This window comes from Azospirillum sp. TSH58 (assembly GCF_003119115.1).
Lineage (GTDB): Bacteria > Pseudomonadota > Alphaproteobacteria > Azospirillales > Azospirillaceae > Azospirillum.
This window is the reverse complement of sequence record NZ_CP022364.1, coordinates 998,092-1,022,128: the sequence shown is the minus strand read 5'-3', so window position 1 is coordinate 1,022,128 and position 24,037 is coordinate 998,092. Positions and strand designations below refer to the sequence as shown.

18 protein-coding genes are annotated in these 24,037 nt (G+C 68.2%); 14 read left to right on the top strand and 4 right to left on the bottom strand.

Translation table 11 applies throughout. The features are described 5' to 3' along the window. Positions 1 to 3 precede the first annotated feature (3 nt). The 13 genes from TSH58p_RS08365 (at position 4) to TSH58p_RS08300 (ending at position 15,399) form a co-directional block, all read left to right on the top strand. A complete protein-coding gene (locus TSH58p_RS08365) occupies positions 4 to 888 on the top strand; it encodes a branched-chain amino acid ABC transporter permease (RefSeq protein ID WP_109071412.1) in 885 nt (294 codons plus the stop codon). 3 nt (positions 889 to 891) lie between these two features. After that, complete coding sequence (locus tag TSH58p_RS08360) at positions 892 to 1,944, top strand: branched-chain amino acid ABC transporter permease (RefSeq protein WP_109071411.1); 1,053 nt, start codon at positions 892 to 894, stop codon at positions 1,942 to 1,944. Beyond that, the gene (locus TSH58p_RS08355; protein ID WP_109071410.1) at positions 1,937 to 2,659 is read left to right on the top strand and encodes an ABC transporter ATP-binding protein; all 723 of its coding nucleotides are present in this window, start codon (positions 1,937 to 1,939) and stop codon (positions 2,657 to 2,659) included. Before TSH58p_RS08360 ends, TSH58p_RS08355 begins: the two co-directional genes overlap by 8 nt. After that, positions 2,646 to 3,347 (top strand): ABC transporter ATP-binding protein, encoded by a 702-nt coding sequence (locus TSH58p_RS08350; protein WP_109071409.1) that lies wholly within the window; start codon positions 2,646 to 2,648, stop codon positions 3,345 to 3,347. The genes TSH58p_RS08355 and TSH58p_RS08350 overlap by 14 nt, the downstream gene beginning before the upstream one ends. A gap of 55 nt (positions 3,348 to 3,402) precedes the next feature. After that, complete coding sequence (locus TSH58p_RS08345; protein ID WP_109071408.1) at positions 3,403 to 4,659, top strand: ABC transporter substrate-binding protein; 1,257 nt, start codon at positions 3,403 to 3,405, stop codon at positions 4,657 to 4,659. Between the two features lie 126 nt (positions 4,660 to 4,785). Next, positions 4,786 to 6,396, top strand: coding sequence for an AMP-binding protein (locus TSH58p_RS08340; protein ID WP_109071416.1), 1,611 nt, complete (start codon positions 4,786 to 4,788; stop codon positions 6,394 to 6,396). A gap of 64 nt (positions 6,397 to 6,460) precedes the next feature. Further along, positions 6,461 to 7,456, top strand: a complete 996-nt coding sequence (locus tag TSH58p_RS08335; protein ID WP_109071407.1) for an MDR family oxidoreductase — start codon at positions 6,461 to 6,463, stop codon at positions 7,454 to 7,456. A gap of 650 nt (positions 7,457 to 8,106) precedes the next feature. Next, a complete protein-coding gene (locus tag TSH58p_RS08325) occupies positions 8,107 to 10,041 on the top strand; it encodes a sigma-54-dependent Fis family transcriptional regulator (RefSeq protein ID WP_109071406.1) in 1,935 nt (644 codons plus the stop codon). A 174-nt stretch (positions 10,042 to 10,215) separates the two neighbouring features. Next, the gene (locus tag TSH58p_RS08320; RefSeq protein WP_109071405.1) at positions 10,216 to 11,274 is read left to right on the top strand and encodes an ATP-NAD kinase family protein; all 1,059 of its coding nucleotides are present in this window, start codon (positions 10,216 to 10,218) and stop codon (positions 11,272 to 11,274) included. Between the two features lie 70 nt (positions 11,275 to 11,344). Next, positions 11,345 to 12,328 carry a thiamine pyrophosphate-dependent dehydrogenase E1 component subunit alpha gene (locus TSH58p_RS08315; RefSeq protein ID WP_109071404.1) on the top strand — a complete coding sequence of 328 codons (984 nt, stop codon included), beginning with the start codon at positions 11,345 to 11,347 and terminating at the stop codon, positions 12,326 to 12,328. Positions 12,329 to 12,369: 41 nt separating this feature from the next. Next, positions 12,370 to 13,401, top strand: a complete 1,032-nt coding sequence (locus TSH58p_RS08310; RefSeq protein ID WP_109071403.1) for an alpha-ketoacid dehydrogenase subunit beta — start codon at positions 12,370 to 12,372, stop codon at positions 13,399 to 13,401. Between the two features lie 18 nt (positions 13,402 to 13,419). After that, entirely contained in the window at positions 13,420 to 14,553 is a 1,134-nt protein-coding gene (locus tag TSH58p_RS08305) for an acetoin dehydrogenase dihydrolipoyllysine-residue acetyltransferase subunit (RefSeq protein ID WP_109071402.1), read from the top strand. Positions 14,554 to 14,613: 60 nt separating this feature from the next. Then, entirely contained in the window at positions 14,614 to 15,399 is a 786-nt protein-coding gene (locus TSH58p_RS08300; protein WP_109071401.1) for an SDR family NAD(P)-dependent oxidoreductase, read from the top strand. A gap of 707 nt (positions 15,400 to 16,106) precedes the next feature. Here TSH58p_RS08300 and mutL read toward each other — a convergent pair. Both mutL and TSH58p_RS08290 read right to left on the bottom strand, forming a co-directional pair. Next, entirely contained in the window at positions 16,107 to 18,002 is a 1,896-nt protein-coding gene (gene mutL / locus TSH58p_RS08295; RefSeq protein WP_109071400.1) for a DNA mismatch repair endonuclease MutL, read from the bottom strand. A gap of 75 nt (positions 18,003 to 18,077) precedes the next feature. Further along, on the bottom strand, positions 18,078 to 18,920 hold the full coding sequence (locus TSH58p_RS08290; protein ID WP_109071399.1) for a hypothetical protein: 843 nt from the start codon (positions 18,918 to 18,920) through the stop codon (positions 18,078 to 18,080). Positions 18,921 to 19,281: 361 nt separating this feature from the next. Here TSH58p_RS08290 and TSH58p_RS08285 point away from each other — a divergent pair, with 361 nt between their 5' ends. Next, on the top strand, positions 19,282 to 20,487 hold the full coding sequence (locus tag TSH58p_RS08285) for a hypothetical protein (protein ID WP_109071398.1): 1,206 nt from the start codon (positions 19,282 to 19,284) through the stop codon (positions 20,485 to 20,487). A 493-nt stretch (positions 20,488 to 20,980) separates the two neighbouring features. Here TSH58p_RS08285 and TSH58p_RS08280 read toward each other — a convergent pair whose 3' ends face one another. Together TSH58p_RS08280 and pgi are read right to left on the bottom strand one after the other, a co-directional pair. Continuing rightward, positions 20,981 to 22,159 (bottom strand): hypothetical protein, encoded by a 1,179-nt coding sequence (locus TSH58p_RS08280; RefSeq protein ID WP_146205912.1) that lies wholly within the window; start codon positions 22,157 to 22,159, stop codon positions 20,981 to 20,983. A gap of 213 nt (positions 22,160 to 22,372) precedes the next feature. Next, positions 22,373 to 24,016, bottom strand: coding sequence for a glucose-6-phosphate isomerase (gene pgi / locus TSH58p_RS08275; RefSeq protein ID WP_109071396.1), 1,644 nt, complete (start codon positions 24,014 to 24,016; stop codon positions 22,373 to 22,375). Between the last annotated feature and the right edge of the window lie 21 nt (positions 24,017 to 24,037).

The following is a 24,037-nucleotide window of genomic DNA, read 5'->3' as shown; positions in this document are numbered from 1 at the left end:
GCCATGTCGGCCATCATCGTCCAGCTTGTGGTGTCAGGCCTCCTGCTCGGCGGCATCTACGCGTTGATCTCGATCGGACTGACGCTGATCTTCGGGGTGTCCCGCATCAAGAACTTCGCCCATGGCGACTTCGTCATGGTCGGCATGTACCTGACCTATGTGCTGAACAGCTGGAGCGGTCTGGACTCCTATCTCGTCCTGCTGATCGTGACGCCGCTGATGTTCCTGTTCGGCCTGTTCCTGTCCTGGGCGATCATCCGGCCGATCCAGGGCGCGCCGCAGGTGGCGCAGATCTTCGCCACCGTCGGGCTGGGGCTGGTCCTGCAGAACGTCACGCTGATGATCTTCGGCGGTGATTTCCGCACCACCGCGTCGGTGTTCTCCGGCAAGGTGCTGCGGATCGGCGAGATCGCCCTGCCGGCGCCGCTGCTGATCGCCTTCGCGGTCGCGATGGCGGTGGTCGCCGTCATCTATCTGTTCCTGAAGACGTCCTACACCGGCAAGGCGATGCGCGCCGTCGCGCAGGACCGGCGGTCGGCGTCGCTGATGAGCATCGACGTGAAGGGGATCGACCTGTTCACCTTCGGTCTCGGCACCGCCTGCGCCGGGCTGACCGGTGCCCTGCTGGCGCCGATGTTCCCGGTCTATCCGACGGTCGGCATCAACCTCGTGCTGATCGCCTTCGTGGTGGTCGTGCTCGGCGGTCTGGGCAGCATCGCGGGCGCCCTGATCGGCGGTCTGGCGATCGGCCTGATCGAGACGCTGAGCGGTTTCTTCATCGGCTCCGAGATGCGCCAGATGGCTTATTTTCTCGTCTTCCTGGCCGTGCTTCTGCTCCGTCCCGCCGGGCTGTTCGGTCAGCGCGGCTCCGAAAAACTGGGGGCCTGATCCATGACGCTGACGTCCCTCCTGGCTCCCTACCGGCCGACGCGCAAGGGCCTGCTGCTGTCCCTGGCGATGGTCGCGGCCTTGGTGGCGCTGCCTTTGGTCGCCGCCGATTCCTACACGCTGCACTTCGTCTGGAAGGTCCTGTTCTGGGCGCTGGCCGCTTCCGCCTGGAACATCGCCGGCGGCTACGCCGGGCAATTCTCGCTGGGCCATGCCGCGTTCTTCGGGCTTGGCGCCTACGGATCGACGCTGCTCTACATGCATTTCGGCCTGTCGCCCTGGATCGGCATGTTCGTCGGGGCGGGAGCGGCCGTGGCCTTCGCGACGCTGATCGGCGCGCTGACCCTGCGCCTCCAGGGTCCGTTCTTCGCGCTGGCCTCCATCGCCTTCGCCGAGGTGCTGCGCATCGCCATCGTCAACTGGCGCTCCTTCACCGGCGGGGCGGAAGGGCTGTCCCTGCCGTTCGACCCGAGCTTCGCGAACATGATGTTCTCCGACCGGCTCTGGTACGTCTACATCATGATGGCGGCGCTTCTGATCGTGCTTCTCATCACCTACGTGCTGGAGCGCTCCTGGATCGGCTACGCCCTGGCGGCCATGCGCGAGAACGAGGAGGCGGCCGAGGCGCTTGGCGTCGACACCGTGCGGGCCAAGCTGTTCTCCATCGGTCTGTCGGCCTTCCTCAGCGCCATCGCCGGCACGCTCTACGCCAACTACATCCTGCTGATCGAGCCGTCCACCGTGCTCAGCATCGGCTTCTCGGTGGAGATCGCGCTGATCGCCATCATCGGCGGCATGGGCACCCCGCTCGGCCCCATCCTGGGCGCGGTGCTCATCGTTCCGCTCAGCGAGTATCTCCGCGCGGAGTTCGCCGGCAGCCTTCAGGGCCTGTACCTGCTCGTCTACGGCGCGCTTCTCATCGTGATGGTCATCGCCATGCCACAGGGCCTGATGAGCGCCATCCGCGCGCCACGCGCCACCGCCCGGCGCCTGCGCGGGGCGTTCGGCGGGGCCACCCGTCGCCGTCCGGTCCGCGAGGAGAGCCGCCATGCTTGAAGTCCGGGGCATCAGCAAGCGGTTCGGCGGCCTCCGCGCCGTCAACGACGTCCATCTCACCATCAACAAGGGCGAGATCCTGGGCCTGATCGGTCCCAACGGGGCCGGCAAGACCACGCTGTTCAACTGCATCGCCGGGGCCTTTCCGCCGACGGAGGGGCAGGTCCTGCTGGAGGGCAGGAGCATCACCGGCCTGAAGGCGCACCAGGTCTGCCGCGCCGGGCTGGCCCGCACCTATCAGATCGTGAAGCCGTTCGGCGGGCTCTCGGTGCTCGACAACGTGGTGGTCGGCGCGATCAACCAGACGCACAACATCGCCGAGGCCCGCCGCATCGCCGAGGAGGCTCTGGTCCTGACCGGGCTGGCCGACCGCCGCGACATGCCGGCCGCGAGCCTGCCGCTGCCCGGCCGCAAGCGCCTGGAAATCTCCCGCGCGCTGGCGACCCGGCCGAAGGTGCTGCTGCTGGACGAGGTCATGGCGGGCCTCAACCCGTCCGAGGTGGAGAAGGCCATCCTGCTGATCGAGGCCATCCGCGCGCACGGCGTCAGCATCCTGATCATCGAACATCTGATGCGCGTCATCACGGCGGTCAGCGACCGGATCGTGGTCATGAACCACGGCAGCAAGCTGGCCGAAGGGCTGCCGGCCGAGGTCCTGAACGACAAGGCGGTGATCCAAGCCTATCTGGGGGAGGACTTCGGTGCTCACGGTTAGAAAGCTCGATGCCTTCTATGGCGAGATCCAGACGCTCCACGGAATCGACCTGGACGTCCGGGAAGGCGAGGTGGTCTCGGTCGTCGGCGCCAACGCGGCGGGAAAGACCACGCTGCTGAACGCCATTTCCGGCACGGTCGAACGGTACGGGCGGGTGTCCTTCTTCGACCAGGACATCGGCTCCCTGCCGCCGCACGCGATCGCCCGGCGCGGATTGGTCCAGGTGCCGGAGGGCCGGCGGCTGTTCCCCTTCATGACGGTGCGGGAGAATCTGGAGCTCGGCGCCTTCGCTCCGCACGCCCGCGCCCACCGCGCGGAAAGTCTGGAGAAGGTCTTCGACCTGATGCCCCGGCTGCGGGAGCGCTCCGGCCAGCTCGCCGGGTCGATGAGCGGCGGCGAGCAGCAAATGTGCGCCATCGGCCGCGCGCTGATGGCGAAGCCGCGCGCGATCATGTTCGACGAGCCGACGCTGGGCCTCGCCCCGATCATGGTCGATGTCGTCTTCAAGCTGGTCCGCAGCATCAAGGAGACCGGCATCACCATCCTGCTGGTCGAGCAGAACGTGAAGCATTCGCTCGCCATGTCGGACCGGGGCTATGTGCTGGAGAACGGCCACATCGTCCTGTCCGGTCCGGCGGCCGACCTGCTGACGGACCCGCGCCTGAAGGAAGCCTATCTCGGCGGCTGATCCGCGGGAGGGCAACGGCGCGACGATACAAAACACAAAGGGAGGAAAAACCATCATGAACTTGAAATCCATCCTCGCCGCGGCGGCCATCGCCGCGGCGGCGGCCGGTGCCGCCGTTCCGTCCCAGGCCGCCGATCCGCTGAAGATCGGCGTCCTCTTCCCGCTGTCCGGCCCGATGGCGCTGATCGGCAACGAGGCCTATCAGGCCGCCGAGGTCGCCCGCGACATGATCAACAAGCGCGGCGGCGTGCTCGGCCGACCGGTGACCTACGCCGTCGCCGACGCGCCGGCCCCGACCGCCGCCAACGCCGAGGCGACCCGGCTGATCGTGCGCGAGAAGGTTCCGGTGATCGCCGGCAGCTACGCCAGTTCGCTGGCCCTTGCCGCCAGCGAGGTGGCGGAGCGCGAAGGCGCCCTGTACTGGGAGACCATCGCCGTTGCCGACAAGATCACCCAGCGCAAGTACAAGAACACCATCCGCCTGACCTTCAACGCGTCGATGATGGGCCAGACGGCGGCGGACTTCGCCAAGGACATCGCCGGCAAGCTGGGCAAGGACCCGAAGGATCTGCGCATCGCCGTGATCTCCGAGGATTCGGAGTTCGGCCAGTCGGTCGGCGACGCGGCGGCGAACCAGACGAAGACCCTCGGCATGCAGCTGGTCGCCAACGAGCGCTACAGCCGCACCGTGAACGATCTGTCGTCCCTGGTGCTCAGCCTGAAGGCGGCCAAGCCCGACGCGGTCATCGCGACCTCCTACCTGAACGACGCCGCCCTGTTCTGGCGGCAGGTCCGCGAACTGGACCTCCACATTCCGGCCATGATCGGCATCGGCACCGGCTACGCCCTGCCGGACTTCCTCGCCGCGACGGGCGCCAGCGCCGACGGCATCTTCGACGTGGACGCCCCGGCCTCGCCGAACGTCTCCAACCTGCCGGAGCCGACGCAGAAGCTGTACGCGGAGTTCATCGAAGGCTTCCGCGCCAAGGAGAAGCGCGATCCGGGGCCGCTGGGCCTGATCGCGTTCGGAGGCTTCTGGACGCTGTTCACGGACGTGATCCCGCGCGCCGGCTCGACCGATCTGGCGGCGCTGCGCAAGGCCGCCTACGCCACCGACCTGCCGGACGGCAGTTTGCTGACCGGCGCCGGAGTGAAGCTGAATCAGATCGGCGAGAAGGAAGCGGGGCAGAACACCCGGGCGCTGATCTCGGTCATGCAGTGGCAGGACGGCAAGCTGCAGGTCGTCTGGCCGCAGAGCGCCGCCAACGGCGAGATGCGCAAGGTTCCGCTGCCCAAGTGGAGCGATCGCTGACCGCGCCGGGCCCCCGGCCCGACGGGGCGTCCCCCTCTGCCATCCGTGGGGGAGGGGGCGTTCTCTTTCCCCGACGCCCTTCTTTTCAACGGCTCATCGGATGCCGACAGGACCGTGATGACGCACATGGCCTCTCCCTTCACCGCCACCCCCATCGACCATCTGCGCCACGCCGCCGCGACGGCGCCCGGCGCGCTCATTCGATGGAACGAGCACTCCCTGTCCTACGGGGATCTGCTGGACCGCAGCTTGCGCTGCGCGTCGGCGCTCCGGGGGCTTGGCGTCGGTCCGGGCGACCGGGTCGCCTTCTGGCTGCCGAACGGCATCCCGTATCTCGACCTGTTCTTCGCCTGCCTGCACATCGGCGCGATCACCGTGTCGGTGAACACGCGCTTCCGCCGGGCCGAGGTCGAATCCATCATCAGCCGCACCGGCGCGTCGACGATCATCGTCTGGCCCGGCTTCAAGAACATCCCGTTCCTGACCATGCTGGGCGAACTCGACCCGGCCGCGATGGCGTCGCTTCGTCTGGCGGTCCTGTGCGAGGACGACGGACGCTCTGACCTCCCGCTGCCCGACTTCCCGCTGCCCGGCGTACGGGTGGTCCATCACCGCGATCTGCTGGCCGAAGCGCCCGGGGAAAGCGCCGCGGCACCGGACCTGCCCTGCATCATCTTTCCAACCTCGGGCACCACCGGTCTTCCCAAGTTCGCCCTGCACCGCCAAGGCGCCGTCGCCCAGCACGCCACGCAGGTGGCCGCCGCCTTCGGCTATGACGCCCCCGACGCCCATCTGCTGCAAGCCATCCCGTTCTGCGGCGTGTTCGGCTTCTCGCAGTTCGCCGCCACCGTGGCCGGCGCCGCGTCCGTCACGCTGATGAGCCTGTTCGAGCCGGTGGAGGCCCGCGACCTGATCCGGTCGCGGTCGATCACCCACCTGAACGGACCGGACGACCTTTTCAAGCGCCTGCTCGACGTCTGCCCGGAGGACAAGCCGTTTCCGTCCCTGCGCGACTGCCTGATCGCCTCGTTCAACCCCACCCTGGCCCTGTTACCCGAAGAGGCGGAGCGGCGCGGCGTGCCGATGACCAACGGCTTCGGGATGAGCGAGATCTTTTCGTTCTTCTCACGACAGGCCCCGAACGCCCCGATCGGTCTGCGCAAGCTGTCGGGCGGCCATCCGGTCAATCCCAAGGCGCGGGTGCGGGTGCGTGACACCGCCACCGGGTGCGTCCTCCCGCCGGGCGGGATCGGCAGCCTTGAGATCGCGTCGGACACGCTGTTCTGCGCGTATTTCGGCAATCCCGAAGCGACCCGCGCCGCCTTCACCGAGGACGGCTTCTTCATCACCGGCGATCTGGCGACGATGCGGGTGGATGGCGGCTTCATCTTCAAGGGCCGCAGCGGCGACGTCCTCCGTCTCGGCGGCTTTCTGGTTGATCCTGCGGAGATCGAGGCGGTGCTGCAACGCGACGGCAGCGTGGAGACCGCCGTGGTCGTCGAGGTGGCGACGGAGCGCGGCAACAAGCCCGTGGCCTTCCTGCGCCTGCGCGAGGGCGCCGTTCTCGACGAGACCGCCCTGCGCGAGCGTGTCGGAGCCACACTGGCCGATTTCAAGATTCCGGCGCGTTTCGTCGTGGTGGACCAGTTTCCGACGGCGATGAGCCCCAACGGAGAGAAAATCCAGCGCGGCAAACTGAAGGAGCGGGCGCAGCTGACGTTCTCCGCAGGCGGCTGAAGCGCGGCCCGCATCGCCCCCCGAGATCCAACAATTCTCTTCGTCCCAAAGCAAGGATCCAATCATGGCCGACACTTTCAAGGCCTTCGTGATCGAAGACGTCGACGGCAAGCCCAAGGGCGGCTTCAAGCAACTCACCCTCGCCGACCTGCCGGACAACGACGTGCTGGTCGAGGTCGCCTATTCCACCGTCAACTACAAGGACGGGCTCGCGGTCAGCGGCAAGGGGCGCATCGCCCGCAAGCTGCCGATGGTCGCCGGCATCGATTTGGCGGGGACCGTGGTCGAATCCCGTTCCCCCGCCTGGAAGCCCGGCGACAAGGTGGTCGCCAACGGCTGGGGCATGTCGGAAACGCAGTGGGGCGGCTACACCCGGTTCCAGCGCCTGAAGCCCGAATGGCTGACCCGGTTGCCGGATGCCTTCTCGCTGGAAGAGGCGATGGGCATCGGCACCGCCGGTTACACGGCGGCGCTCTGCGTCGAAGCCCTGGAGACATGGGGCGCGGTCCAGCCGGGCAGCAAGGAGGTTCTGGTCACCGGGGCCGCCGGCGGTGTCGGTTCGGTCGCGGTGGCGCTGCTCGCCAAGCGCGGTTACCCGGTGGTCGCCTCCACCGGCCGGCCGGACACGCATGATTACCTGCGCAGTCTCGGCGCCAGCGGATTCATCGACCGCGCCGCTCTCCAGGAGAAGGGGGCGCCCTTGCAGAAGGAGCGCTGGGCCGGCGGCGTCGACTCGGTGGGCGGTCACACGCTGGTCAACGCGCTGTCGCAGACTGTCTGGGGAGGTGCCATCGCCGCTTGCGGTTTGGCCGGCTCATCCGATCTGCCGGGGACGGTCTTGCCGCACATCCTGCGCAACGTGGCGCTGCTCGGCGTCGATTCCGTCATGGCTCCGCAGGATCGGCGGAACGCCGCCTGGACACGGCTGGCCCGCGATCTGGACAAGGACGCGCTGAAGACGATGTACGAGGTGCAGCCTTTTGAAGCGTTGCCGGGGTTGGCAAGCCGGATCCTGGCCGGCGGGATTCGCGGTCGCGTTGTCATCGACGTTCGCAGCTGAGCGGTTGAGGAAACACCGCCATCTGGTGGTGGCCACCCACTCGCTTCGGGCGGCCACCATATCTCCAAGCCAGCGTCATGCACGGATGGGCGTTCCAGCCGGGCCGTCGAGCGACGGGGGTTGCTCGGCACCAAGGTGTGGGCGTCAGCTTGCTGCAGCGCTGGCGTCGGCATCTCTTCGGTTCGCAACCCCGACTGCCGGCCTTCCTGCCGATCACCATCCCTGCCGATCACCATCGCGACCGGCGAGCCGCCGCTGGAGGATGCTCTGGAACCGACACCGGCGTCCTGTGCTCCGGCTCTGGACGAGCACGTCGAGCACGAAGCCATCCTGGTCGGCGGCGCGCCACAGATACTGTTTCTTGCCGACAGGAATTAGCCGACCTCATAGAGGTCCCACTCGTCCCCGCGCCGCTCTCCAACGCCAACTCGACGGTGCCCGGACAGATGTCCGTCGCCAACCGGACAGATGTCCGTGGCCAAGCTGTCCTTGGCCGCCTGAACAGGCCCCGCCGAGGGGCTCATTTCCGGGCCACGGTGCAGGTGCCGGCAATACTATTGCACAAATTGCCTGTGCGGCAGGGCGCTTGATATATTGCTCCGATTTGGCTGACCAGATCAGAGCGGTTGCGCTCCAGGGAGGATACGCTGATGGAGAACGCCAAAGCGGCGCACATCAACGAATTGGTCCGCGTCTCGGAAGGGATCGCGTCGAAGCGCGACGCCATCATCACCGCATCCTGGCGCCGGTGCGTGGCCGATTACAAGCTGGATCCGACCGTCCGGCGGGAGGCCTACATCCTGCCGCACGAGCGTCTGTGCCTGCACCGCGACGCGATGGACGAATTCCTGCGCATGGCCCGCTTCGGGCTGGAGGCCCTGTATCATCAGGTGGCCGGCATGGGCTACGCCCTGCTGCTGACCGACAGCAACGGCGTCACCGTCGACTTCATCGGCGACCGGGCGTCGGACGACGACCTGCGCCGGACCGGCCTCTATCTCGGCGCGGACTGGAACGAGGGACGGGCCGGCACCTGCGCGGTCGGCACCTGCATCGCCACGGGCGAGGCGTTGACCGTCCACCAGACGGACCATTTCGACGCGACCCACATTCCCCTCACCTGCACGGCGGCTCCGGTGTTCCACAGCGGCGGCGGGCTTGCGGCGGTGCTGGACATCTCCGCGCTCCGTTCGCCGGAGCCCAAGATCAGCCAGTATCTGGCCCTCCAACTGGTCAAGGCCTTCACGCACAAGATCGAAAACGCCAACCTCTACAACAATTTCCGCCGGGAGTGGGTGGTCAAGCTCTCCGCCTCCCAGGAGTTTGCGGAAGTCGATCCGGACTTCGTGATCGCGCTGGACGGCGCCGGGCGGATCATCGGCTTCAATCACCGCGCGTGTCGACTGCTGGCCGGCGAGGGGGAGGACCGGGAGCATCTCATCGGACGGTCCTTCTCCGACCTCTTCGACTGTCAGGTGGACGACCTGGTGCGGTTCGTGCGCTCTCTGCCCACCGACCAGCGCACCCTCCGCCTGCGGCGCAGCGGGACACCCCTGTTCGCGCAGGCGATGCCGCCGCCGGCCATCGCCGTTCCACGCCCATCCAAAGGAGACGAGGGAAGCCTGCCCAAGCCGCTCCAGGCGATGTGCGGCGGTGATCCGGCGCTGAAAGCGGTGTTGACGCGCGCGGCGAAGCTGGTGAACACGCGGATGAGCCTGCTGATCCACGGCGAGACCGGCACCGGCAAGGAACACCTCGCCAAGGCCTTGCACCAGTCGAGCGTGCGCGCGTCCAAGCCTTTCGTCGCCGTGAACTGCGCCGCGCTGCCGGAGGCGCTGATCGAGAGCGAGTTGTTCGGCCATGAGCCCGGCTCCTTCACCGGGGCCACGTCGCGGGGCAAGAAGGGGCTGATCCTGGAGGCGGACGGCGGCACGCTGTTCCTGGACGAGATCGGCGACATGCCGCTGTCCTCGCAGACACGCCTGCTGCGCGTCCTGGCGGAGCGGGAGGTCACACCCATCGGCCGCACCAAGGCGGTGTCGGTGGACGTGCGCGTCATTGCCGCGACCCACCGCGATCTGGTCAAACTGATCAAGGCGGGGACGTTCCGCGACGACTTGTATTTCCGTCTCAACGGCGCGGTGTTCACCGTGCCGCCGCTGCGCCAGCGCGGCGACCTCGACTGGCTGATCGACCGGCTGCTGGCCGAGCGGACGGAGCGGGACGGCATCGGCTACACCATCGCCGCTCCGGCGCTGGCCGCCTTGCGCGCCCACGGCTGGCCCGGCAACGTGCGCGAACTGGTGAACGCGCTCGACTACGCCTGCGCGGTCTGCACCGACGGGCTGATCGAACTGATGGACATTCCCGACCCCGTGCAGCGCAGCGGCGTGTTCGAGGCGTGGCCGTCGGGCCCTCCGACGCCCGCCCCGGACAGCGACGATCCCGCCATCCGCCTGCGCGAGGTGTTGCGCCGCCTGCACTGGAACGTGTCGGCGGCGGCGCGGGACATGGGCGTGGACCGCTCGACCGTCCACCGCCAGATGCGCCGTTTCGGCATCGTCCCGCCGCACCGGCTGGATTGAGGCATGCAACACCTGTTGCAACGCCCTGCAACAGGTCATGCAACAGGTGAGGTGATTGCAACGCCGCCACGCGACGCGCAAACTGTTGCGAGTCCACAATAATCAGCTGTGCGCACATTTGGCACGGCCTTTGCCACAGACCCCTTCAAAACATCGAAGCGAAGGGGAGGGCGCGTGGCACCGGCCGTCGGCATCATTGCCAATCCAGTATCCGCACGCGACATCCGCCGGGTCGTCGCGAACGCGGCGAACCTCCAGATCACGGATCGCGCCAACATCGTCCTGCGGGTGCTGGCCGCGCTGCGCGCCTGCGGGGTCACCGACGTCCTGATGATGCCGGAACATGGCGGCATCGGGCGCCATGTGGCGCGCGGGCTGTCACGGGCGGCGGCGCACGGCGAGGCGCCCTATCCCACCATTCACCCGCTGCCCATGCCGGTCACCGGCACCGTCGCCGACACCCATCGGGCGGCGGACGAGATGCGCCGGGCGGGGGTCGCCGCCATCGTCGTGCTGGGCGGCGACGGCACGCACCGCGCCGTGGTGGCGAACTGCGGGGCGGTGCCCGTGGCCGGCATCTCCACGGGCACCAACAACGCCTTTCCCGAACACCGCGAACCGACCATCACCGGGCTGGCGACCGGCTTGGCCGTGACCGGGCAAGTGCCCGCGGACATCGCCTTCGCGGCGAACAAGCGCATCGACGTGTCGCTCAACGGCCGGGTGGAGGAGATCGCGCTGGTCGACGTCGCCCTGGTGACCGAGCGCTACGTCGGGGCCCGCGCCCTGTGGAAGCCGGACAGCTTCCGCGAGCTGTTCGTCACCTTCGCCGACCCGGAGGTCATCGGCATGTCGGCCATCGCCGGCCTGCTGGAGCCGGTGACGCGGGAGGAGAGCGGCGGGCTGATGGTGCGTCTCGGCACACCGGCGCCCAACACGGCGGCGACCGGCATGACGGTGCTGCGCGCGCCCATCGCGCCGGGGCTGATGGCCTCGGTCGGGGTCGCGGATTGGCGCCGCATGCCGGCCGGCGTGCCCTTCGTGCCGGAGGTGAAGGCCGGTTCCATCGCGCTCGACGGCGAGCGGGAAATCACCTTCTCGGCGCAAGACCGCGTGTCCCTGACGCTCCGGGACGACGCCTTCCGCACCGTGAACGTGGGCGGCTGCATGCAGCACGCCGCCCAATACAGGCTGCTGACCGGCGCCCCGGCGCCGGTCACGGCCGAGCTTTGAAGACCTGTCTTTGAAAAACCGGCCGCCTTTGGAAACCCGCCTTTAAAAATCTGACAAGGGAGAAACGTCCGTGACCGACAATCCTTTTCCACTCGACAAAGCGGACCTGCTGCAAGCCTACCGGACCATGCGGACCATCCGCGAGTTCGAGGAGCGTCTGCACGTCGACTTCGCCAAGGGCGACATTCCGGGCTTCGTGCACCTCTACGCCGGTGAGGAGGCCTGCGCCACCGGCATCATGATGCACCTGAACGACAACGACCGCATCGCCTCGACCCATCGCGGCCACGGTCATTGCATCGCCAAGGGGGTCGATGTCCACGAGATGATGGCGGAGATCTACGGCCGTTCCACCGGCGCCTGCCGGGGCAAGGGCGGGTCGATGCACATCGCCGACCTGTCGAAGGGCATGATGGGCGCCAACGGCATCCTGGGCGCCGGCGCGCCGCTGATCTGCGGGGCGGCGCTGGCCGCCAAGTTCCGGGGCGACGGCGGGGTCGGCATCACCTTCGTCGGCGACGGCGCGTCGAACCAGGGCACCTTCCTGGAGAGCATGAACCTCGCGGCGGTGTGGAACCTGCCGGTCATCTTCGTGGTGGAGAACAACGGCTACGCCGAATCCACCGCCATGGAATGGGCGGTCTCCTGCGACAGCTACATCGACCGTGCCACCGGCTTCGGCCTGCCGGGCGTGACGGTGGACGGCACCGATTTCTTCGCGGTGCACGAGGCGGCCGGCGAAATCATCAGGCGCGCCCGCGAAGGCGGCGGCCCGGCGCTGCTGGAATGCAACATGGTCCGCTTCTACGGCCATTTCGAAGGCGACGCCCAGACCTACCGCGCCAAGGGAGAGGTGGAGAACCTGCGCGCCAACCGCGACTGCATCAAGCTGCTCGCCCAGCGCCTGACCGAAACCGGCACCGTCGCCCCCGCCGAGCTTGAAACCATCGACCGCGAGGTGAACGCGCTGATCGAGGACGCCGTGCGCTGCGCCAAGGCGGCCCCGCTGCCCGTCGCCGCCGACCTGCTGAAAGACGTCTACGTCGCCTACTGAGCGGCCCACGCCAAAAAACGGCCTTCACCGGAGGAAGCACCATGTCCCGCAAAATCAGCATGAAGACGGCGATCAACGAGGCGTTGGACCTCGAAATGCGCCGCGACCCGACCGTCATCCTCATGGGCGAGGACATCGTCGGCGGCACCGGCGCGCCCGGCGAGGACGACGCCTGGGGCGGCGTGCTGGGCGTCACCAAGGGCCTGTTCGCCAAGCACGGCGACCGCCTGCTGGACACGCCCCTGTCGGAATCCGCCTACATCGGTGCGGCGATCGGCGCCGCCGCCTGCGGCATGCGCCCGGTCGCGGAGCTGATGTTCATGGACTTCATGGGCGTCTGCTTCGACCAGATCTTCAACCAGGCGGCCAAGTTCCGCTACATGTTCGGGGGCAAGGCGGAGACGCCGGTGGTGATCCGCGGGATGGTCGGCGCAGGCTTCCGCGCGGCGGCCCAGCATTCGCAGATGCTCACCCCGCTGTTCACCCACATTCCGGGCCTGAAGGTCGTCTGCCCGTCGAACGCTTATGACGCCAAGGGCCTGCTGATCCAGTCGATCCGCGACAACGACCCGGTCATCTTCTGCGAGCACAAGAACCTCTACGGTCATGAGACCGAAGTGCCGGTGGAGTCCTACGCCATCCCCTTCGGCGAGGCGAACGTGCTCCGCGACGGCGATCACGTCACCATCGTCAGCTACGGCCTGACCGTCCACCGCGCCATGGAGGCCGCGGACGCGCTCGCCAAGGAGAAGGTGGAGGCGGAGGTGATCGACCTGCGCACCCTGTCGCCCATCGACTGGGACACCATCATCGACAGCGTGGAGCGCACCGGCCGGCTGGTCGTGGTGGACGAGGCGCACCCGCGCTGCAACCTCGCCACCGACATTTCGGCCTTCGTGGCGCAGAACGCCTTCGGCGCGCTGAAGGCCGGCATCCAGATGGTGACGCCGCCGCACACGCCGGTGCCCTTCTCGCCCTCGCTGGAAGACCTCTACATCCCCAGCGCCGAGGCCGTCGCCACCGCCGTCCGCCGCACGCTGGCCCCCTCGCCCCGCAGCACCCTCGCCGCCTGATCCCGGAGCCGCTTTTTCATGACCACTCTCAACGAGCGCATCAAGCCCATCGTCATGCCCAAGTGGGGCCTGTCCATGTCGGAGGGCAAGGTCACCGGCTGGCTGAAGCAGCCGGGGGCCACCGTCAATCTGGGCGATGATCTTCTGGAGGTCGAGACCGACAAGATCACCAACGTGGTCGAGGCCGGCGAGACGGGTGTCCTGCGCCGGGTGCTGGGCGAGCCCGGCACCGTCTACCCGGTGAAGGCGCTGATCGCCGTGCTGGCCGAACCCGACGTGCCGGACAGCGACATCGACGCCTTCATCGCCAGCTACGCCGTCCCCGCCGCCGACGGCGGGGAGGACGGGGCGGATGCCGGTCCGCGCTACGAGTTCGCCGAGACGGCGGCGGGCAACATCCGCTACGCCAGGCGCGGCGACGGGGCGACGACCGTGCTGCTGGTCCATGGCTTCGGCGGCGACCTCGACAACTGGCTGTTCACCATCGACGCCCTGGCGGAGGGCGCCACGGTCTACGCGCTGGATCTGCCGGGGCACGGCCAGTCTGCCAAGACGCTGCCCGACCCGACGCTGACCGGCCTGTCGAAGGCGGTGCGGGACTTCATGGACGCGGTGGGCATCGGGGCCGCGCATCTGGTCGGCCATTCCATGGGCGGCGCTGTGTCCATGCGCACGGCGCTCGACGCGCCGGAGCGGGTGGCGTCGCTGTCGCTGATCTGCTCGGCCGGTCTGGGGCGGGAGATCAACCAGAACTACATCACGGGCTTCATCGACGCGACCTCGCGCCGCGACCTGAAGCCGGTGCTGGAGACCCTGTTCGCCGACGCCGGGCTGGTCAACCGCCAGCTGATCGACGACCTGCTGAAGTACAAGCGGCTGGACGGCGTGGACGGTGCGCTTCGGGCCATCGCGTCCTCGATGTTCGGGAACGGGGAGCAGACGGTCATTCTCGGCGAGGCGGTCGGGGCCGCGGGGGTGCCGACGCTGGTCGTGTGGGGCGCGGAGGACCGCATCATCCCGGCCGCCCATGCCACGGCGCTGGGCTCCGCCGCGCGGGTCGAGGTGGTCCCGGACGCCGGCCACATGGTGCAGATGGAGGCGGCCGGGAAGGTCAACGCCCTCGTCAAGGACCACGTCACGAAAAACGCCTGACCTTTCCACCCGTCCGGCCGGCTTGCGGCTCTCCCCCAGGCCGGCCCTTGGAGACGCATCATGCCCAACCTCAAGGACAAGAGCATCATCGTCACCGGTGCCGGCCGCGGGATCGGCGCCACCATAGCCCGCGCGCTCGCGGCCGACGGCGCGCGGCTGACCATCGCCGATCGCACGGAAGAGGACGCGAGGACGGTGGCGGAATCCATCCGCGCGACCGGTGGCGACGCCGTCTCGGTCACGGTGGACGTCCGCGACCGCGCCGCGGTCCGCCGCATGATCGATATGGCCGTCGCCTCCTTCGGACGCCTCGACGTCATCTTCAACAACGCGGGGGTCGCCCAGACCAAGCCTTTTCTCGACATCACGGAGGAGGACTGGCGTTTCGTCACCGACGTCAATGCGTTGGGCGTGCTGATCGGCATGCAGGAGGCGATCAGGACCTTCCGCGCGCAAGGTGGGGGTGGAAAGATCATCAACACCGCCTCCATCGCCGGCAAGCAAGGGTACGAACCGCTCGCCCATTACTCGGCCAGCAAGTTCGCGGTGGTCGCCCTGACCCAGGCGGCCGCGCGCGCCTTCGGCAAGGACAAGATCACCGCCAACGCGATCTGCCCCGGCGTCGTCGCGACGGAGATGTGGAAGATCATCGACAAGGGCTTCCGCGACACCGGCCTGACGACGGCCGAGGACGAGGCGTTCAACCAGTTCGCGGCCGGCGCCGTGCTGGGCCGTCCTTCGACGGCGGAGGATCTGGTGGGAGTGGCGCGCTTCCTCGCCTCTTCCGATTCCGACTTCATGACCGGCCAATCCCTGCTGGTCGACGGCGGAATGGTCTTCACCTGACCGCAAACCGGCGATTTCGAGCCGACGCGCACCATCAAACGGCATAATTGGAGGAAACGATCATGGCCACGATGAAGGCCACCGTGTGGCGCCGCCGTGGAGACACCTGGATGGAGAAGTACGCTTCGCCACCAAGCCGGCTATAGCCGTCGCGATGGTGTGCCGGGGGTGTGCCAGGGGTGTGCCGGGCGATCAACGCCAACGTGCCTTTCGCCCGGGTGGCGGCTGGCAGCGTCTATGGCGTCGGTGAACTGGAGATGGCACTCCGCCGCGCCGGGGTGGTTCGCCATAAGACGGATACTCCCGCCACGCCCCCAAAACCTGTCCGGAAAATGCCCCGCTCATGGTTCGCTGGTCGATGCAGGAGATCCGTCGTGTTGCCGATCGCCCGACCCAGCGGTCAATCGATCCCGCCACCATCATCGCCTGGTCGCTTTGGAGGCGATGCCGTCAAGCGCTCGCCAGTCAAGCCCATCAGTCAAGCCCATCGCCGAAAAATGCAACTGTAAGTTAGCCGCTTTCCTCGCTCCGCAACGGTGCTCATTCCGTGGCGCGTTGCTGGAAAGGGGCATTGGGAAGGGGCAGCGCAGCAGCCAAGCCGTCAAATGCCGGCGCGACGCCGAAGCGGGCCGTCTCCGGGTCAGTCCTATTGTTTTCAGGGTCAATTCGAGTGTGGTTCAGGGTCGGTCTATCTGTGGTCCGACACCCTAGCGGCGCCCGAACAGCCGCTCGATGTCGGACAGCTTCAACTCCACATAGGTGGGGCGGCCGTGGTTGCACTGGCCGCTGTGGGGAGTCGCCTCCATCTGGCGCAGGAGGGCGTTCATCTCCTCGATGCCGAGGGAGCGCCCGGCGCGCACGGAGCCGTGGCAGGCCATGGTGCCGCACACGTCCTCCAGCCGCTCCTTCAGCGACAGCGCGTCGCCCAGTTCCGCCAGTTCCTCGGCGAGATCGCGGACGAGGCTCTTCACGTCGCTCTGGCCCAGCAGCGCCGGGACCTCGCGCACCAGGACGCAGCCGGGACCGAAGCCCTCCACCGCCAGACCCAACTCGGCCAGTTCCGCCGCGCGGCCCAGCAGGCGGTTGGCGGACGGCTCGTCCAGTTCCACCAACTCCGGGATCAGGAGGGCCTGCCGCTTCACGCCGCCCTCCAGAAGGGCGGTCTTCATGCGTTCATAGACCAGCCGCTCATGGGCGGCGTGCTGGTCGACGATGACGATGCCCTCGCTGGTCTGGGCGACGATGTAGGTGTTGTGGACCTGGGCGCGCGCCGCCCCCAGCGGGTGGCTGTCCAGCGGCGGAGCGGCGGCGGCCTGCGCCGCGTAGTCCGGCGGGCGCGCGGCGGGCGCGGCCTGCCAGCCGGCGAGGCGGCCCTGCAAGGGGGGGAGCGGCGCCTGATGGGGCGCCTGGAAGGCGGTCGCCCGGTCGGCCAGCCCGCGCGGCACGACGGAGCCGTAGCCGCCGCCCCAGGACGGCGCCGGCTGGTGCCCCGGGCTGCGGTAGGGCAGGGGGGACGGCGGCGGCATGGTGCCGTCCGTGTCCACCCCGCTCTCCGGGCGCAGCGCGCCCAGCGTCGCCAGCCCCACGGTGGTCGAGGCGCGGTGCCCGGCCTCGGCCAGCGCGTGCTTGAGCGCCCCGACGATCAGCCCGCGCACCAAGCCCTGGTCGCGGAAGCGCACCTCCGCCTTGGCGGGATGGACGTTCACGTCCACCTCCTGCGGGTCGAGGTCGAGGAACAGCGCCAGCATGGGGTGGCGGTCGCGCGGCAGGAAGTCGGCGTAGGCCGCCCGCACCGCACCCACCATCAGCTTGTCCCGCACCGGGCGGCCGTTGACGAACAGATGCTGGTGGCGGGCCGTGGGGCGGTGCAGGGTGGGCAGGCCGATCCAGCCGGCGAGCGTCACCCCCTCGCGCGCCGCCTGCACCGGCACGGCGTTGTCCTGGAAGTCGCGGCCCATCAGGGCGCCCAGCCGGGTCAGCCGGGCGTCGAGCAGGTCGCCCTGCGCCGCCGACAGGCGCAGCGCCGAACGGCCGTCGCCGTCCAGCGTGAAGGCCACGCCGGGATGGGCCATGGCCAGCCGTTCGATGCAGTCGCCGATGTGGTCGAACTCGGTCCGGGCGGCCTTCAGGAATTTCAGGCGCGCGGGCACGGCGGCGAACAGGTCGCGCACTTCCACGCGGGTGCCCTGGGCCAGCGCGGCGGGCTGCGGCGCGCCCTTCAGCCCGGCGTCCACGGTCAGCGCCCAGGCGCTGTCGGCGCCGCGCGGGCGGCTGGTCAGGGTCAGCCGGCTGACCGCCCCGATGGAGGGCAGCGCCTCTCCCCGGAAGCCCAGCGAGCGGATGTCCAGCAGGTCGTCGGACGGCAGTTTGGAGGTGGCGTGCCGCTCCACGGCGAGCGCCAGCTCGTCCGGCGCCATGCCGCAGCCGTCGTCGGTGATGGTGATGAGCGATTTGCCGCCGTCGCGCACCACCACGTCGATGCGGGTGGCCCCGGCGTCGATGGCGTTCTCCACCAGTTCCTTGACGGCGGCGGCGGGCCGCTCGATCACCTCGCCGGCGGCGATTCGGTTGACGAGCGTGTCGGGCAGCATACGGATTGGCATGCGCCAAATATAGTAGGCTCAGGCACGGAATGCCACCATGAGCGGGGCGTGCGCGGCGAGCGGGTGCGGTGGGTCTCAGGACCCGGCGAACAGCCCCTTCAGCCCTTTCAGCAGGCCGGCGGCCAGATCGGTGGCGACGCCGTCCATGCCGACCGAGCGGACCGAGGCGAGGACGCGGGCGTTCGGCCCCTCACCCTCGTCGGTCACCGCCCACAGGCTGGCGCCCTGGCCGGGCCGGGTGTCGGTGAGACGGCCCAGCGTTCCCCCCTTGATGGCGCCGAGCAGCGGGCCGCCGTGGTCGTTCCCATCCTTCAAAGCGATCATGCGCAGCGGATCGTCCGTCTTGGCGGACCGGCCAGCGAGGCCGAGCCGGTCGAAGACGACCTGCAGTTCCTTGCCGCTGTTGGGCATGCCGACGCCGATCACGCCGGCCTCGGCACCGGCATCCTCCGCGAACGGGTCCTTCACCCCGGCGGCGCGGAGCGCGTCCGGCATTTCGGGTCTGCTGAGGCCGTTCTTGGCCGCCAGCTTCTCCAGCAGGCCATGCGCGGCACCACCCAGGAAGATGGGCTGGTCCTCGGGCAGGTTGAGCGTCTGGCGCAGCATGCCCATCGCCTCCCGCATGTAGTCGGCCTGCTTGAGGTCGTAATCGCGGCGGGCGAGCACGGCGTCCATGCCCGCCGCCACCGGGTCCTTCGCCGCCGCGCCGTCGGCCATCGGGACGGTGAAGGAGATGGTCCCGGCCTTCATGGCGCGAACCGCTTCGCGGGACAGGGTCACCGTGTCCACCGCGCCGCCGCGGCCGGTCGCGGGCGCGGCCGTTCCCGACGTCGAGGCGTCGGGTCCCCTCGCCGGAACCGGCTTGGCGCTGGCGCCGAAAGCGGCGGGCGTGCCGCCGGTGACGTCGGTGATGGACATACGCGTTTCCCCCGCTTTTCGATGGCACGGCTTTTCGATGGCACAGCGCGACGGCTGGGCCGGCCGCATCCGGAAGTGGTGACCAAGGATGCCGCACGCGGTCGCGGTTGTCCATGCGGCGCAAGTGCCCTATTGCATGGTGCGTCTCCCTCTCTGCGCCTCCGTCTCGGCGCAGGGGAAGAGAGACGAAATAAATGGCGACGATGTGAAAACTGTATGGAAAAGGAATTCTTCCACCTGTCTCCCTTTGGTCGCAGACGATTTGCGGCATTACGCATGTATGTGTATTGCCACGACATTTGAAAGCGTTCTGATTTTTTGGAAATGTGCTTTTCCATTGGATTTCTTAAGGGAGAGCTTTATGTCCGATACCTCCATCACTTACGCCTCGGCGGTCGATATCCCGGTGGTCCGGCAGCCCTTCAACCGGCAAGGCCAGACCAATTCCCTCGGCATCACCATCGGCACGCCGAGCGGCCTGCTGCACGAGGTGCAGGTGGACACCGGTTCGACCGGCATCGTCATCCCCGCCGCGCTGCTGATGGTCGACGGCGACACGTCGAAGGGGCTGGCCGCGGGCGTGGTGTCGCTCGGGCCGGCGCAGATCACCTATCAGCCGTCGGGAAACACGCTGGCCGGTTGCCTCTACCTCGTACCCAGCCTGGCGATCGGCGCCGCGCTGAACGACTCGAAGCAGGTCGTCTCCGTCTGCGAGGCCGGGCCGCTGGTGGTCTTCGGCGCCCAATATGCCGGCAACACCAGCACGCCCGACGTCCAGAACCCGGTCGATGCGGGCATGGGCATGATGGGCGTCGGCTTCGGCCGCCCGGCGCTGAGCTACACCGCGAACGCCGGCCAGCCCGATCAGGTCGTCTACACCCTGAGCAACCCGTTCCTGTCGGCGTCGGTGAACGGGCAGCCTCTCTACCCGTCCTATCTGCTGTCCTCGGCGGGGAGCGGCCTGAACGGCTACATCGCGCTGGGCGTCACGACCGCGGAATTCACGGCCGGCCCCTTCAACGGCCAGACCGTCGCGCTGACCTCGGCCAAGCCGCCGGTCACGAAGAACGTCACCAACAGCTGCAACTGCGCCCCGGCGTCGGGCACGCCCTGGCCGGCGGCGCCGACCCAGCCCTATTGGCTGACCGGTCCGGCGACGATCGCCATCAGCACGGCCCATGACGGGCTGCCGCTGGACGCCACCCTGTTGCTCGACACCGGGGTCACCGGGGCGATGATGAGCGTTCCGCAAGTGAAGAACTGGGCGGCCACTCTCGGCGGGGCGGAGATCACCATCGCCGTGCCGAACGGGTCCAGCCCCGACGCGGAGCCGGTGATGTCCTACAGCTTCGCCATCTCCAGCGCGGCCCCGGTCAAGGGCATCTTCGCCATCGACACCGCGCTGTCCACCGCTGCGGCCCCGGCGTCGCTGGAGCCGGTCCTGCCGGACAGCGACATCGCCTACGTCAACACGGGCATCAACCTGCTGCTGGCCTACAACTATTTCTTCGACGCGCAGCTGGGCCAGCTCGGCTTCGCCACCGCCGCGCCGGTCACCTTGCCGTAAACGGTTGACGTCCTCGCTTGTGGGCCGCCCCGCTGTTCCCCATCGCCATGGCGAGCCGGGAAGGGCGGGGCGGCTCCAGGCACGGGGCGGTCACGCCGGACCGGTCTTGTCGGCGGGGTGGCCGTCCTCCTGTGTCTCCGGTTCGCTGGGGGTGGCGGGGCAGCTGGCGCGGGACGGGCCGGTGACGACGTCGAAATCGAAATCGGACATGATGGGACCTCCGGTTCGTAAGGGAGGCCGCCGTGACCGTCAGGGGGATTTTGCGTGCACCGCGTGCTGAAAACACAAAAGCCGCCTCGGGTCGGGCGGCTTCGGGTGCATCGTGGGTGTGCGATACCTATGCCGCCGGAATGTACCAGCGGTACCAAAATCGCCCCAGGAGGGCGGGAGAGGTGAGGCGCACGGGGTTCATAGACCGCACCCTACGCGGGATCGTCGCGCCGCACAAGGACTTCCTGCGGGGGCGTCGTCCGGCGCCTCGGTCACGCCGACGTCAGGCGACCGCCTCGCTGATGTCGTCGTAGAGTTCCTCCGCGGCCTGGGCGGCACCCCAGGCGATCTCCACGATCTTGTCGGCCTGGGCGGACAGGTCGGTGAAGGACAGGCCGAGATCGAGCAGGACGAGCGACTTGTCGAAGACCTTCAGCCAGCCCGGCTTGCCCTTCTCCAGCAGCTCCAGCGCCTCGTCCATCCGGTTCGCCCAGTCGCGGCCTTCGTTGATCATCTCCTGCTTGGCGACGATCTTGACGATCAGGTCGTTGATTTGCTCTTCCAGCTTGGGCAGCGCGGCGGCCAGCGTCTTGTTGTTCCTGGCGACGGTCTTCATGTCCTTCATCGCCCGGTCGAGCTTGGACATGACCTTGCCAAGCTCCCGCGAGATTTCGTGGGACTTCACGTCCACGCCGTCGAGCTTGCTCAGATACTGCTTGATGTCGCCGCGGCACTTGCCGATCGTGCCGAGTTCCGTGCCGAAGATCGCGTTGATGACCTCCTTCGCGGAGTCGGAGCTGTTGCGCGCGGCCGACTTCTTCGCGTTGTAGGTTTTGACCAGCTTGGTGACCTGCCCGTTGATCGCCGTGCGGAACTTCTCGGCGGACAGCCAGAGCTTGACGAGGTCCTTGAACAGCCCGAGGCAGCTCTTGACCATGCCGTAGATGCCGATGACCGCGGACACCCCGCCGGTTGCCACCGCCCCGCCGATCCCGGCGGCGGAGATCGCCACCCCGCCGATCTGGAGGCCGACATGGACGGCGGCCCGCCACTTGTACTTGCTGTAGTCCTTGTTGGTCTTGATGATCTGCGCCCACGCCGTCTTGACGTTGGCGTCCACCTCCTTGGTCAGGTTGGACGCCTTCATCTTGAGGCCGGCGTAGCAGACGTCCGCCGCGGCCTTCTGCATGGTGGGGTCGCCGACCAGACGGCCGATGACCTTGTCCGTCTTGACGACTTCGGCGACCGCCTCGGCGATGAAGTCCTTGTAGGCCGAGGAGGCGGCGTCCTGGAGCTTCTGCCAGGACAGCGGATCGTCCTGGAGCTTCTCGATGAACTCCTTATCGAACTCGACGCCGATCCCGATGTTCAGCTTGCCGTTGCCGAAGGTGATGTTCTTTGGCTTGGCTTCCGCCAGGATGGCCTTGGCGGCGTTGACCTCGATGAATTTCAGGATGGGCATCAGCGTCTCCACACGCACGGGGGCTTCCGAAGCGGTCCGGAGAAGCGTGGCGGTGGAGGGTTGCTGGCGCTACGAGCGATTGCACCAAATTGGCGGAGCGGAGGGCGCGACGCCCGGATGGACGCCGCATTGTCCATCCAACCTGACCTCATCCCGTTGGGGTGAGCGGCTGGAAAGGAAGCTCCCCCGGCAACGGGACGGGGGAGCGTTGGCTCAGCGGTGCTTGCGGTACCAGCCGATCAGCCCGTTGGTCGAGCTGTCGTGCCCCAGCGCGGCGGTCGGGCCGTTCTGGAGTTCGGGCAGGATCTTGCCGGCCAGCTGCTTGCCCAGCTCCACGCCCCACTGGTCGAAGCTGTTGATGCTCCACACGATGCCCTGGACGAACACCTTGTGCTCGTACAGCGCGATCAGGGCGCCCAGCGTGCGGGGGTCCAGCTTCTTGAACAGGATGCTGTTGGACGGCTTGTTGCCCTCGAACACGCGGTGGGGGACCAGCGGCTCGATGGCCTCGGCCGGCTTGCCGGACTTGGCCATCTCGGCGCGCACCTCGTCGGCGGTCTTGCCGCGCATCAGGGCTTCCGGCTGGGCGAAGAAGTTCGACAGCAGGATGCGGTGATGGTCGCCGATGGGGTTGTGGGTCTCCGCCGGGGCCAGGAAGTCGGCGGGCACCAGCTCCGTCCCCTGGTGGATCAGCTGGTAGAAGGCGTGCTGGCCGTTGGTGCCGGGCTCGCCGAAGACCACCGGGCCGGTGGCGTAGTCCACCCGCGCGCCCTGCCGGTCCACCGTCTTGCCGTTGCTCTCCATATCCAACTGCTGGAGGTAGGCGGGGAAGCGGTGCATGTACTGGTCGTAGGGCAGCACGGCGTGGGACTTGGCGCCCCAGAAATTGACGTACCAGACGCCCAGCATCGCCATCAGCACCGGCATGTTGCGCTCCGGCGGCGCGGTGCGGAAATGCTCGTCCATGGCGTGGGCGCCGTCCAGCAGCTCATGGAAGCGGTCCATGCCGATGCCGAGCGCGATGGACAGCCCGATCGCCGACCACAGGGAATAGCGCCCGCCGACCCAGTCCCAGAAGCCGAACATGTTGGCCGGGTCGATGCCGAACTTGCGCACCTCCGCCTCGTTGGTGGAGACGGCGACGAAATGCTTGGCGACATGGGCCGGGTCGCCGGCGCTCTCCAGGAACCAGCGCCGCGCGGTGTGGGCGTTGGTCAGCGTCTCCTGGGTGGTGAAGGTCTTGGACGCGATGACGAACAGCGTCGTCTCCGGGTCCAGCCATTCCAGCGTCTCGCTGATGTGGGTGCCGTCCACGTTGGAGACGAAATGCACGCCGATCTGCGGGTGCAGGTAGGGGGTCAGCGCCTCCGTCACCATCACCGGGCCGAGGTCGGAGCCGCCGATGCCGATGTTGACGATGTCGGTGATCGGGTGGCCGGTGTAGCCGGTCCAGGCGCCGTCGCGGACCTGCCGGACGAAGCGCTCCATGCGGTGCAGGACGGCGTTCACCTCCGGCATCACGTCCTGGCCGTCCACCACGACCGGGCGGTTGGAGCGGTTGCGCAGCGCGGTGTGCAGGACGGCGCGGTCCTCGGTGATGTTGATCCGCTCCCCGGCGAACATGCGGTCGCGCCAGCCCTCCACGTCCTGCTGGCGGGCGAGGTCGAGCAGAAGGGTCCGGGTTTCCTCGGTGATGCGATTCTTCGAATAATCGAACAGCAGGCCGCAGGCTTCCAGGGAGAAGCGGGCGAAGCGGTCGGCGTCGGCGGCGAACAGGTCGCGCATGTGGAGGGCCGAAACGTCCTGGCGGTGACGGGCCAGGGCTTCCCAGGCGGGCGAACGGGTGAGCGCTGACATTGGGATTTTGCCTCCTTCTCG

Coding starts and splice junctions, on each gene's coding strand:
- TSH58p_RS08300 (WP_109071401.1), top strand. CDS start 14,614: ATGCCCAACCTCAAGGACAAGAGCATCATCGTCACCGGTGCCGGCCGC.
- TSH58p_RS08310 (WP_109071403.1), top strand. CDS start 12,370: ATGTCCCGCAAAATCAGCATGAAGACGGCGATCAACGAGGCGTTGGAC.
- TSH58p_RS08280 (WP_146205912.1), bottom strand. CDS start 22,159: ATGCCCATCCTGAAATTCATCGAGGTCAACGCCGCCAAGGCCATCCTG.
- TSH58p_RS08290 (WP_109071399.1), bottom strand. CDS start 18,920: ATGTCCATCACCGACGTCACCGGCGGCACGCCCGCCGCTTTCGGCGCC.
- TSH58p_RS08305 (WP_109071402.1), top strand. CDS start 13,420: ATGACCACTCTCAACGAGCGCATCAAGCCCATCGTCATGCCCAAGTGG.
- TSH58p_RS08360 (WP_109071411.1), top strand. CDS start 892: ATGACGCTGACGTCCCTCCTGGCTCCCTACCGGCCGACGCGCAAGGGC.
- TSH58p_RS08355 (WP_109071410.1), top strand. CDS start 1,937: ATGCTTGAAGTCCGGGGCATCAGCAAGCGGTTCGGCGGCCTCCGCGCC.
- pgi (WP_109071396.1), bottom strand. CDS start 24,016: ATGTCAGCGCTCACCCGTTCGCCCGCCTGGGAAGCCCTGGCCCGTCAC.
- TSH58p_RS08335 (WP_109071407.1), top strand. CDS start 6,461: ATGGCCGACACTTTCAAGGCCTTCGTGATCGAAGACGTCGACGGCAAG.
- TSH58p_RS08285 (WP_109071398.1), top strand. CDS start 19,282: ATGTCCGATACCTCCATCACTTACGCCTCGGCGGTCGATATCCCGGTG.
- mutL (WP_109071400.1), bottom strand. CDS start 18,002: ATGCCAATCCGTATGCTGCCCGACACGCTCGTCAACCGAATCGCCGCC.
- TSH58p_RS08365 (WP_109071412.1), top strand. CDS start 4: ATGTCGGCCATCATCGTCCAGCTTGTGGTGTCAGGCCTCCTGCTCGGC.
- TSH58p_RS08325 (WP_109071406.1), top strand. CDS start 8,107: ATGGAGAACGCCAAAGCGGCGCACATCAACGAATTGGTCCGCGTCTCG.
- TSH58p_RS08340 (WP_109071416.1), top strand. CDS start 4,786: ATGGCCTCTCCCTTCACCGCCACCCCCATCGACCATCTGCGCCACGCC.
- TSH58p_RS08345 (WP_109071408.1), top strand. CDS start 3,403: ATGAACTTGAAATCCATCCTCGCCGCGGCGGCCATCGCCGCGGCGGCG.